Source organism: Idiomarina aminovorans (assembly GCF_023155095.1).
Classification (GTDB): domain Bacteria; phylum Pseudomonadota; class Gammaproteobacteria; order Enterobacterales; family Alteromonadaceae; genus Idiomarina; species Idiomarina aminovorans.
The window spans coordinates 109,964-122,077 of record NZ_JAKNDA010000004.1; the positions used below are offsets into that span (position 1 = coordinate 109,964).

9 protein-coding genes are annotated in these 12,114 nt (G+C 45.8%); 5 read left to right on the plus strand and 4 right to left on the minus strand.

The genetic code is table 11. The annotated features are described in order from the left end of the window. Positions 1-1,188, minus strand: coding sequence for a sensor domain-containing diguanylate cyclase (locus L8G48_RS09095; RefSeq protein WP_248264295.1), 1,188 nt, complete (start codon positions 1,186-1,188; stop codon positions 1-3). A 131-nt stretch (positions 1,189-1,319) separates the two neighbouring features. On the opposite strand from L8G48_RS09095, the gene L8G48_RS09100 reads away from it, so the two are divergent. Continuing rightward, the gene (locus L8G48_RS09100; protein WP_248264296.1) at positions 1,320-3,362 is read left to right on the plus strand and encodes a BCCT family transporter; all 2,043 of its coding nucleotides are present in this window, start codon (positions 1,320-1,322) and stop codon (positions 3,360-3,362) included. Positions 3,363-3,474: 112 nt separating this feature from the next. Further along, complete coding sequence (locus L8G48_RS09105; RefSeq protein WP_248264297.1) at positions 3,475-4,365, plus strand: MaoC family dehydratase; 891 nt, start codon at positions 3,475-3,477, stop codon at positions 4,363-4,365. Between the two features lie 13 nt (positions 4,366-4,378). Here L8G48_RS09105 and L8G48_RS09110 read toward each other — a convergent pair whose 3' ends face one another. After that, complete coding sequence (locus L8G48_RS09110) at positions 4,379-5,653, minus strand: metal-dependent hydrolase family protein (protein WP_248264298.1); 1,275 nt, start codon at positions 5,651-5,653, stop codon at positions 4,379-4,381. 178 nt (positions 5,654-5,831) lie between these two features. Next, entirely contained in the window at positions 5,832-6,773 is a 942-nt protein-coding gene (locus tag L8G48_RS09115; RefSeq protein ID WP_248264299.1) for an META domain-containing protein, read from the minus strand. 293 nt (positions 6,774-7,066) lie between these two features. Between L8G48_RS09115 and L8G48_RS09120 the strand changes: the two genes are divergently transcribed. Beyond that, complete coding sequence (locus L8G48_RS09120; RefSeq protein WP_248264300.1) at positions 7,067-9,205, plus strand: TonB-dependent receptor family protein; 2,139 nt, start codon at positions 7,067-7,069, stop codon at positions 9,203-9,205. Between the two features lie 62 nt (positions 9,206-9,267). Here the strand turns inward: L8G48_RS09120 and L8G48_RS09125 are convergent, their stop codons facing one another. Continuing rightward, positions 9,268-10,215 (minus strand): ATP-grasp domain-containing protein, encoded by a 948-nt coding sequence (locus L8G48_RS09125; RefSeq protein WP_248264301.1) that lies wholly within the window; start codon positions 10,213-10,215, stop codon positions 9,268-9,270. A 306-nt stretch (positions 10,216-10,521) separates the two neighbouring features. On the opposite strand from L8G48_RS09125, the gene L8G48_RS09130 reads away from it, so the two are divergent. Both L8G48_RS09130 and L8G48_RS09135 read left to right on the plus strand, forming a co-directional pair. Further along, entirely contained in the window at positions 10,522-10,860 is a 339-nt protein-coding gene (locus tag L8G48_RS09130; RefSeq protein WP_248264302.1) for a zinc ribbon domain-containing protein YjdM, read from the plus strand. Positions 10,861-10,881: 21 nt separating this feature from the next. Further along, entirely contained in the window at positions 10,882-12,090 is a 1,209-nt protein-coding gene (locus L8G48_RS09135) for an alkaline phosphatase family protein (protein WP_248264303.1), read from the plus strand. Positions 12,091-12,114 lie beyond the last annotated feature (24 nt).

The window sequence follows — 12,114 nt, forward strand, 5'->3', positions numbered from 1 at the left end:
TTAACGCAGCGCTCGTATCAAAATATCATCGAACCGAAGATCCGTTACCTGAGCACACTCCAGAGCAGTTTTATGTTCAACACCATGCTGATTCAGTTGCTCCCGAATAGACTCCAGACAGTCTGTGTTCTGTTCTGCCGACAGCGTCGACATCAACACCACGATGAGCCCATTACCTAAGCTACCCGGAGTATCGTAGTCGCGAATATTCTCACGCACAATTTGACTCGCCACTTTTAACGTTGTTGCATTATCGGCAACATGCACGACCAATACATAATATTGATACTCTGAATGCGCCTGAAATAGGCTAAAACGCCTTTGCAAGGACTGCAGCATAAGCCGACGGTTATAAAACCCGGTATACTCATCGTTACCCCCCGTTTGCCTTAGCTTAAGCTCCAGTTCTTTATAATCCGTAATATCTTGTGTGATACCAAAAATAACCTCGCGGCCCGCTTGATTAATGCGGTAGATACCCGATTCTCTTAGCCACCGGATTTCACCATCATCTAGCATCACCCGGTGTTCAACATCTCGTGCTCCGGCTTGTTTAACGGCTTCAATGGCTTCGGTTAAAACATCTCGGTCCTGGGGGTGAGTCTTCTCTAAAACCAAAGCTAACGAAGGCTCGGTGGTTGCTTTCTTCAGACCATGCAAGCCATACATAGTGTCTGACCATTGCGACAGCCCCGTTTCCAAATCCAACTGCCAATGACCGAGTCTGCCCACTCGTTCCGCCTGCATCAGATTACGCTGCTGTTCTTCAGCTTTTAGTTCCAGCAGCTTTCTTTCGGTAATATCCAGCATCTGTCCATTCCACAGAGTGCTTCCGTCTTCCTGTTTGTTAGTTACCGCATGTCCGTATATCCAGGCTTCTTTGCCGTTTCGAATGACCCGGTACTCTTTTACCCACAAATACTGGTAACGTGCAGACTCGTGCATGCTGGTTAATACGGATTGTAAATCGTCAGGATGAATAATGTGGGTTAACAAACGGATATCATTTGCTAATGCATCGGCAGAACAGCCGTAAATGGCTTCTACGCCTTGACTCGCATAATTAAATTTTAATTCACCGTCAGGCGAGCGCTCCAGCTGATACAGCGCACCAGGAACAGCATTTGCTAACAGCTCTAAATTGACCGAATTTTTGTCCGCACTCATAACCACTAAGTCACTCATCATTTACTGCTACAACAATTCCAATGATACCCCAGCGCCCAGAAAGTAAACAGCCAATAAATAGAAAGTGACCCATTACAAACCGTTCTAAGTAGGCTATATATAGACAAACTATAATAAAAACAGGAGCTTTTATGTCAGCCGAAAAGCGCAAATGGCATTCTGCAATTTTATTCCCGGTATTTCTTCCTGCGGTTATTGTCATAGCTCTGCTGGTTATAGGCACTCTGAGTGCACCGCAGAAAGCCGGTGATCTATTTGACTGGACACTAGCCGGTATCACCGACAACTTCGGTTGGTTCTATATGTTAGCGGTCGCGCTGTTTCTTATGTTCATTGTTGGCGTGGCCGTATCAAACTGGGGGAAAATTAAGCTGGGTCCTGATCATTGTGAACCGGAATACAGCTTCACGTCCTGGTTTGCCATGCTTTTTTCCGCAGGTTACGGTATTGCTTTACTCTTTTTTGGCGTATCCGAACCCATATTGCATTACGCCGAGCCTCCTGCAGGAGCCGCTGAAACCGTCGGTTCGGCTAAACAAGCTATGCAAATTGCCTATTTCCACTGGGGGTTCCACATTTGGGCAATTTATGGACTGGTGGGGTTGGTTCTGGCTTATTTTTCATTTCGCCATGGGTTACCGCTTACTATGCGCTCTACTCTTTACCCACTTATCGGCGACAAAATCAACGGCCCAATTGGTCACACAATAGATACTTTTGCCATTCTCAGCACCATGTTTGGTATCGCCACCACGCTTGGGCTTTCCGTTATTCAAATTAACGCCGGCCTCAATTACTTATGGGAAGACATTCCTGTCGGAACAATGATTCAGGTTGTTTCCATTGGTCTCATTACCTTAGCTGCAATAGCTTCAGTGGTCGCGGGTATGGATAAAGGGATAAAACGACTATCACTACTCAACATGACCCTGGTTATTTTTCTACTCCTGTTTGTTTTTATCGTTGGCCCGACCATTCATATTTTAGAAACTTTCCTGCAAAACACCGGAGCATATTTAAGTAACATTGTAGAACGAACCTTTAATTTGCAAGCCTATGAGCGCAGTGACTGGATTGGTAACTGGACTCTGTTTATCTTTGGCTGGACCATTGCATGGGCTCCGTTTGTGGGGCTGTTTATTGCCAAAATCAGTCGCGGACGTACTATTCGTCAGTTTGTGTTCGGCGTTATGCTGGTACCGACTATCTTTACCTTCTTTTGGTTTGCCGTATTCGGTGATACAGCTTTAAGCATGATCATGAACCAAGGTTATAGCGCACTAATTACTGAAGTTCAGGATAATCAGGCAATAGCGCTGTTTAAACTGTACGAAAACTTACCAATGACCAGTATTTTAAGCTTTCTGACGGTATTATTAATCATTACCTTTTTCGTTACCTCGTCAGATTCCGGCTCCTTGGTTATCGATTCTTTATCCTCGGGCGGTATGATGGAAACCCCGGTTTGGCAACGTGTTTTTTGGGCAAGCACAGAAGGAATTGTTGCTTCAGTGCTGCTGATTGCCGGGGGTTTAGGGGCGCTGCAGACGGCTGCAATTACCAGTGCGTTACCTTTTGCCATCATTATTTTGATCTCAGCGGCAGGTATGTGGCGCGCTTTAGTCATTGAAGGGTATCAATCTAATAGTCTTCAAAGCCACCGTCACTCTCATCGCCAAGGGGTTAATGAAGGCCCCGATTACTGGAAGAAACGCCTGGCCGGTTTAGTTGACTTTCCGAATAAAGCATCGGTGCTTGAGTTTATCAATGAGCCAGCCACAGAAAGTATGAAGAATGTCCGGGACGAATTAAAAACTCAGGACTGGCCGGCTGAATTTAAAACCGACGAGGAGCATAGCCGCATTATTCTCAATGTTAAACGAAATGATGATATTGATTTTTCTTACGAAATTCGTTTAAGAGACTATCTATTGCCGGAATTCGCTTTAAGTAACGACAAGAACAGAGAAGTGTATTATCGAGCGGAAGTTTTCCTTAGACAGGGCGGTCAGTCATACGATCTGTTCGGCTATGAGCCAACTGATATTATCAATGACGTTATTAATCAGTTTGAAAACTATCTTCATTTCCGTCATCACAGTCCGGGCGTCTTGCCCTGGGACCTTGAAAAACACGACGAAGATTTAAACGAAAACCTCGATACAAAAAAGTAAACGCGCAGTAAAAGGCCGCTCCACCGGAGCGGCTTTTTAGTGGTCGGACTGTTGATAGCTTCAGACATGTGCGAGAATTACCGTATTGTCAGTATGGAGTTTAACGATCACTATGGAACGTGTTGATACCAGCCCACAGAAGCTCGCCCCGATGCCGGGCATGCTGCTACGTTCTTTACTGACCTTGAAACGCAGAGATAACGCTCAAACAGAGTCAGAGACTTTGCTTAAAGAGTACTCCATTGCGGCTCCTACCGCTAAGCACCTGAGCCATTACCATCAAGCATTCAACGGTTTCGTTAGCGATATTCCTTTAGCTATGCTGTATTGCATCGCTCAAAGAGCACACTTATCGCAAATGCTGGATGACAGTTTCCCCTGGCCAGCACCCGGATTAGTTCACGTTAGTAATAAAATAGAACGTCACCAGATTATTTCTACACAAGCACCTTTTCAACTTGTTTCGACCGTCACAGTTCCCAAACGTGGCCCGGATGTTTCGCCACGACGTTTACGCCCGCGGTTTGTGGTTGAGTTTTGGCAGAATAACGAAAAGGTAGCAACCTGCTCGAGTGTCTACCAGGTTATGAATGGTCAAAACCCGGGCCCGGCCAAAAAGACAGCGCCCCCAATAAAATCATTTAAGCCGGAAACAGGCTGGAAAAACCTGAGCCACTGGCAATTGGGTAGTGGCATGGGCAGGCGCTATGCACGCGTCTCTGGTGACTTTAACCCGATTCATTTACATCCACTGGTTTCGCGTTGGTTTGGATTTAAAACACCGATTATTCATGGCATGTACATGATGGCAAGAGCTCAGGCTGAGCTGGAAAAGCGTCAGCAAAAAGCGGTGACTTATATTGAAGTGGCTTTCAAACGTCCGGTTATTCTGCCTGCACGAGTGCAGTTATGGGCATGCGAAGAAGCTGACAAAACAAAGTATGAGGTTCGCAGTAGCGACCATACGTCGTTAAAATTAGAAGGGTCAGTCCGCTTTGACTGACCCTGACCACTTATTACTGGTGCTTATAAACCTGACCGTCTTTCATCACAAAGCTAAGATTCTGCAATAACGTAATATCATCTAAAGGATTACCTTTTACCGCGACAATATCCGCCAGCTTACCCTGTTCAAGATGACCAATGTTGTTGTTTTTAAGAAACGTCGCTGCAATTGATGTTGCGGACTGAATGGCCTCAGCTTCCGGTACACCGGCCTCAACCATATATTGAAACTCCAGGGCGTTGTCACCATGCGCTGATACACCACTGTCTGTACCAAAGGCAAAGTTCACTCCCGCTTTATAAGCTTTTGCAAAAGTATCCTGAATTTGAGGACCTATTGCACGCGCCTTGGGTCTGACAACCTCCGGGAAGTAGCCATCAATCTCAGCTTTTTCGGCAACAAACTTTCCGGCCGTAATAGTAGGAATCAGATAAGTGCCACGTTCTTTCATTGCCGCTATCACTTCATCGTCCATATAGGTGCCATGTTCAACCGATGCAATTCCAGCCTTAACAGCGCGCAACATACCGGCTTTACCATGAGCGTGTGCGGCAACATGAAAGTTGTAGTCGTCAGCTATATCAACCAATGCCTTGAGCTCGTCATCCGTAAACTGAGGATTGTCGCCGCTGCTGGCCATACTCAAAACTCCACCAGTTGCGGTGATTTTGATAAAATCAGCACCATCTTTGTAATGCTGACGCACAGCTTCACGTGCATCGGCGGCACTGTTAATTACACCATCTTTAGCGGTAGGCCGCCCCATTAACTCTTCTTTCCAGCCATTAGTCGGGTCAGCATGACCGCCCGTAGTTGCCAGAGACTTTCCCGCCGAATAAATTCTTGGGCCCTCAACGACACCCGCATTCACCGCATTACGCAGCGCAATTGTCACGTTGTCGGAACCTCCCGGGTTTCTTACGGTGGTAAACCCGGCGTTTAAGGTTTTCAAACCATAGTGCTGGGCTTTTAAGGCTAAATCGGCCGGGTTTTCAGTAAACTGCTTGATATAAGAATCAGGGCCCGACTGCCCGTCGAGATGCACGTGAAGATCAATAAAGCCCGGTAAGCAAGTATGCGTGCTTAAATCGGTTACTGAGGCGTCGCCACCTGGCCCATTCACCTTTATAGCGGTAATCTTGTTATCGGTCACTTCAATATAACGTTCACCTGCCAGGCGTCCGCTGTCACTATCAAAAACATTTCCACAATGCAGCCACTCGCCCGCTTGTGCCGAATGCCCCGCCAAGGCTACTGTTAAACCCATCGCTATTTTTTTTAACATACTGACCCCAAATATTCGTTCGACTCTTTCTATCTTTAATACTCCGAACCGAAACCAATTGCAACGATAGCAAGTGCCATTGCGACCAAAGGTTAGTCTTTATCGACAGTTACCTGAACGGGTGTTCCCCAAAGCTCTCTGATTTGTGCGTCGTTTGTCAGTAATGAGACCCTAACCGTTAGTCGTTTTTTTGCTTAAACACCATTTTACGACCTCCCCGGGTACTCAGTACCAAGCGACCGTTGTCATCAATATTAACGTGATAAACACGCTCCAGTACCTCACTAAACTGTCTGGAAAGCTTATCTGCTGCATTGCTGCAAGCCATTTTAGTACTACCGGTTATTCTGAGCTGAGCCAGTTCACCGCCCATATTGTAGCTGCCGAAATAGCGATTACAGCCATTAAAACCGGCGAGTTGACTGTTTTCTAAAAACTGAATGGTTGCAGGCTTCGAGTTGAGTGCATAGTCTTCAAATTCAACCAGTTCCCAGTTAGCTCCCTGCAGCAACCATTCGCTATCACCACCACAACCAGAATACATACGATCAGACTCTTGCAAATCCACTTGGTATGGATACAAACGACCACTCATTGAATCGCGACAGAGTCTATCAATAACAATTAAGTGTTTATCGGTAGTCGATTCAATGCGCCACTCATAAGGCTGTTCTGACACAACTTCGGCTGGTTGTAAATCAATAATAGCTTCACTTGCCGGGGTCGTCAGCGCCATATGTTGTGGGTTTACTGCAACTTGCCAAAACGGCTCGTTCCCTCTGGCGGTAAAATGTTTGGGTAAGGTACCGCGCTCAACGCATAACGGCATTTCCTGGCCACGCCAGGTGATATCCGCTTCATTCCCTTTGCTCCAATACTGAGTAACAGGCTCTTTCTCATTCGAGTAACGAGCGCCGGAACCGCTGACCGCCTGAGAAAGTGTTTCCAGCTCAGAGCCATAGTTGAGCAGAACGGTTTGCTCTTGTTGCAACACACTGAATTCACTGGCACCACATTGATAATAGGTTTCCGCGTTCTCTGCTGGCGATAAAAGTGCACAACCTGACAGCAGCATTGCAGCGAAAGTAGAGACACTTCCTTTAATAGTCATACCGGGCATACTTGCCATCCTGTTATTGTTAGCTGTTAAGGTAGGATTCTATAGAATGTGCAGGTAATTGCACGAGCTCCTCAAATTCTTTTTGATGAATTGGTTTTGAAAGAAGACAGTCTTGCCCTTCGATCATTTGATTAAATGAATGTGCTTGGCGCATAACTATTCTAAAAAACGATACTTTAAATTAAAAAAATAATAAAAATCTTTATTGCGAATCATTCTTGTTTTAATTATCATTCTTGTCACCTAATTCACGAAAACTTAAATCACTTTTCAAAAAATAAGTTGACCCCAATATGAAAAAAACAATTTTAGCTAGCACCATACTTACCGCTCTTGCGGCTCCGGCATTGGCAAATAACGCCGCTGTTGTCGATACTGAAATTGAGCAAATCAAAATCATTGGCAATAAAGCCGATTCCCGCCAAATCGCAGGCTCTGGCGCTGTTGTCGATGAAGAACAAATGCGTATTGAAGTACCCAGCGATATTAATCAATTGATGAAAACTATCCCGGGTATTTACGTACGTGAAGAGGATGGCCAAGGCCTGCGTCCAAACATTGGTATTCGTGCAGCAACTGCAAAGCGTGTCGAAAAGGTCACTCTGATGGAAGACGGCGTTATGATGGCGCCGGCTCCTTATTCCAACCCGGCGGCTTATTACTTCCCAACGACTTTCCGCATGTCATCGGTTGAAGTCCTAAAAGGCGCGCCGTTATTACGCCATGGCCCACAAACAACCGGTGGTGTTTTAAACTTAGTTTCAACGCCGATTCCTGAAGACTTCAGCGGTCAGGTTTTGACTCAGTTTGGCGAGAACAGCAGTCGTGACATTCACGCTCATGTTGGCGGAACTGAAGGCCAGTGGGGCTTTTTACTAGAAACCGTTCAGCGCAGCAGCGACGGCTTTAAAAACATTGACCGCAGCAGTCGTGATACTGGCTTTGATATTGAAGACTACGTAGCCAAGCTTCAGTGGACCGGTGATCGCCAAAGCCTGCTGGCTAAAGTGCAGTATTCAGAAGAAATCTCCAATGAAACTTACCTCGGTTTAACAGACGCCGATTTTGCTCAGAATGAAAATCGCCGTTATGGGCTGTCTGAAATTGATCAGATGGATAACTCGCATACCGGTTACAGCTTAAACTATGCCTTTGACGCAACCGATAACCTAACCATCAATATTTTGGGTTACTACAACGAATTTGCCCGTAACTGGTTCAAACTCGATGGTGGCAATGCATACATCAACAACGCAAATAAGGGCGACGCGGATGCTTTAGCTATCTTACACGGCGTGCAGGACGAAGCAGGCTTAAACTACAAAAACAATAACCGAGCTTATGAGTCTAAAGGTGTTGAAGCCAACGCGCAGTTCGCTTTAGGCACTCATAATCTGGAAGTGGGGGTTCGTGATCATACCGACGAAATGGATCGCTTCCAGCCGGTTGAAATTTATGACCAGGTTAACGGCAGCCTCGTTTTTCAAGGCGAAGTTATGCCAAGCGGTGGCAATAACCGTTTAGAAGGTGCTGATGCAACAAGCTTGTGGATCACTGACCAATGGCAGGCAACCGAAGATCTTAACGTGCACTTCGCACTGCGCTACGAAGACGTCGAGTCCTTTCGCAATCAGTTTGCCAATGCTTCACGTACAGAACTTGACGGCACTCGTTCAAACGACAGCGACGAATGGTTACCGGGTGTTTCATTCACTTATGACGTGAACGACAACTGGCAAGTACTGGCTGGCGCGCACAAAGGATTCTCACCGTTAGGTGGCGGCGCAAAAAATTTCCAGGAGCCAGAAACCAGCAACAACTACGAAGCCGGCCTTCGCTTTAATCAAGGCTCGTTCTTTGCAGAAGCTATAGGGTTCTACAGTGACTTCAGTAACAAAACGCAGCAATGCTCAATTTCTACCCCGTGTGATAACGGTGCTGAGTCCGGTTCTTTTGTGCTGGGTGAATCAACGGTAACCGGTCTGGAATTGCAGGCAAGTAACACATTTGAAGTCGGCCAGTTCCTTATGCCCGTTGATTTTGCTTATACCTACACTAAGGGTGAAATCAGTGAAGATAATGCGGTAAAAGGCTTTATCGACGGCGATGAGTTAAGTGATATTCCGCAAAACATCTTCAGCGTTCGCGTTGCTCTGGACAACAACAACGGCTGGGTAAACTATGTCGTTGCCAAATACGCTGACGAAATGTGCGTTGATATTGGCTGTAACCGTGACAACAATCGCTTTAACAAAACCGAATCACTGTTTGTGACTGATTTTGTCAGCCGTTATGAAGTTGACAGCAACATGGCGGTTTATTTCAAAGTTGAGAACTTGTTCGATCAGCAGAAAATTGTTGCTCGCTTACCTCACGGTGCGCGTCCAAACAAACCTCAAACCGCGTCTCTGGGCGTAGAATACTCGTTCTAAAAACCAGTCTCTCCCTGGTTCTTTATAGCCCCATTTTTATGGGGCTATTTTTTTGCCAACTCTTATTTAGCTAAGTTCACCAAATAATCGGCCAACGCACCCATTCCGGTTTTCTTAACACCGGCTTCACGCTCAGCACTTTGGTTATAATTGGTGTTGGTATTCACATCGTAAACGTAAAGCTCGCCTTTGGCGTCTTCGATAAATTCAATACCTGCCACATCAATGTCATTGGCTTTTAGAAAAGCTTCCAGCGCGTAAACAATTTCGTGGTCATTAAAGCGCTGCGTAATAGTGAATTTATTGGGTTGATTGTCTTCAGCCGGAGTTTCGTCGGTTGGACAAAACGCATCATCCACGCTGCATACATCGGCCGGGCATAACTCAAAGCCCTGTTCTGTATTAACGTTAACCGCGTAAACAAACTTTTGACCAACAAACTCACTGCGGGTAATGTGCGGCTGTTTCGGCTGAATGTACTCTTGTAAAAGCCAGATACCGTCTAAAGGTTCTTCATAATCATCGCTATCGAGGTAACTTTCCAGACCAGAAACATCATCAAACTTAATAACCCCTAAACCTTTACCGCCACGGTTAGGTTTTAAAATTAACGGCCACTGAGCAAATTTTTCAGCCGCTTGAGCAAGTAGCTCTTTGCCAACTACGGCCTGAGTTTTAGGTACGTTGAGCCCTGCTTTTTGCAGCGCGGCATACTGCGACAGCTTACAGACCTCCAGCGCCAGCACTCGGGTACCATTCACCACCGTTCGGTTATTATTTTCTAACCAGGTTAATGCCATACGAGTCAGCTCCGGTGCAAACCGGTGTCCTCGGGTATGCGACGAAGCACTCATGCGGTTGTAGTAAACCGCATCTTCCGGAAGCTCGGAAAAAGGAACAACTCCGCTGTCCAGAAACCATTCTTTCGCTTCTACGCCACACTTTTTAAACTCTGCTCTGAGCGGTACCAGCCACTCTTCATTTTCGTGCAGAATAACAATATCTCGCATGTAGACCTCTTAACGTCTCAGCTGATGTATCAGCAGAATCAAGACAATAAAAATAACGCCCGACAAAAACACCTGCCACGGCAAAAAACGGCCAACCCAAAACAATTGACCAAACCTATTACGGGTACCCATTTCGGCACAAAACGATCACTTTTTGTGACTTTCAGCGCTGCCAGATTGGTAATGCCATAATACATAAAACAGTGAAGGCACTGAACGACCATGCGGTCTTTATAGCGCCAATTGCGGCCAGCAACTGTGACAGGCTATAATCCGCCCTCTTTCATCGCCTCTAAAGGATCTGATATGAGCAGTTTTCCGGCCTGTCCTGAATGCAATTCAAGCTTCACCTACCATGATGGTAACTTATTAATTTGCCCCGAATGCGGACATGAATGGTCTGAAAATGAGCCGAAAACCACCAATGACGCCCCCTCTTTTCGTGATGCTAACGGCACACCGCTCGAAGACGGCGATACAGTCACTGTTATTAAAGATCTTAAAATTAAAGGTTCTTCTTCAGTCGTTAAAGTCGGCACGAAAGTTAAAAATATCCGTTTAATTGAAGGTGATCATGACATCGATTGTAAAATTGATGGTATTGGTGCCATGAAACTGAAATCTGAATTTGTTAAAAAGGTCTAAAATCGGATACTGGAATTTATTATGAAAATACTGTTGGCAGTTTGTCTCGTCGTTTTTTCTTCCTTTACCTTCGGTAAAAGTAATGAGCAAACTGTGGTGCTTATTTCAATTGACGGCTTTCGTCATGACTACATTGAAAAGCACGATGCTAAGAACATCGCTAAGCTGGCCGAACAGGGCGTTCGAAGTGAAGGCCTTATTCCGGTTTATCCGTCAAAGACCTTTCCTAATCATTTATCTATTATTACTGGGCGTTATCCCACGAACCACGGTCTGGTCGATAATAATTTTTACGACACCGAGCGCCAGCAAAAATACAGTATGGGTGATGGTTTAGAAGACAGCAGCTGGATAACCGCGTTACCTTTGTGGAACCTTGCGGAATTCCAAGGTGTTAAAGCAGCGACTTTCTTTTGGCCTGAATCTGATGCTCGTATTAATGGTCGGACGCCCAGTTATTTCTATCATTACAGTACTCCCGTTCCTAATCGCCAGCGAGTCGATCAAATTATTGAATGGTTACAATTACCGGAACAAGCTCGTCCCAGACTTGTCACCGGGTATTTTTCAGTGGTTGACAGTATGGGACACCGTTTTGGTCCGGACTCTAAACAGGTTAAAGGCGCGGTAAAACATGTTGATGAGCTTATTGGCGAGTTATGGCAACGTCTGCAAACTGAAGTAGACCCATCAGTAAACCTGGTGCTGGTTTCCGATCACGGCATGGCACCTATTCTCGCCGATAAAATGATGGAAGTTGACGAGCTGAGCATTGACGACAATTTATTCACTGTTATTAATGCTCAGACTCGTCTGCTTATTTACGCCAACCAAGGAACCTCTGAGCAACAGGTTAAGTCGCTACGCACACGCCTTACTGAGATGACAAATATGGCGTTTCATGTAGAGTCAGAAAAACAGTTGGCAAAAAGACACTTTACCGACGGCCCTCGCGTACCGGCTATTGTATTAGGCACTAAAGCCCCTGATACCTTTGCCACCCGACCAGCAGAGCAGCGCTCAGATGGCGGTACCCACGGCTATTACGGTACGCGGGAGATGGATGGTTTTTTCGTTGCGACGGGTCCTGCGTTGGATAACAACAAAAAAATTGAGCGTTTTGAGAACATCCATATTTACCCCATGCTTGCCGGGCTGCTTGGCTTAGAACTTCTTACCGAAATTGATGGGCGGGCAGACGTGCTTCAGCCAATTCTTGAAACCGATTAATTATCGTCAAGTTGCGGTGTTTTA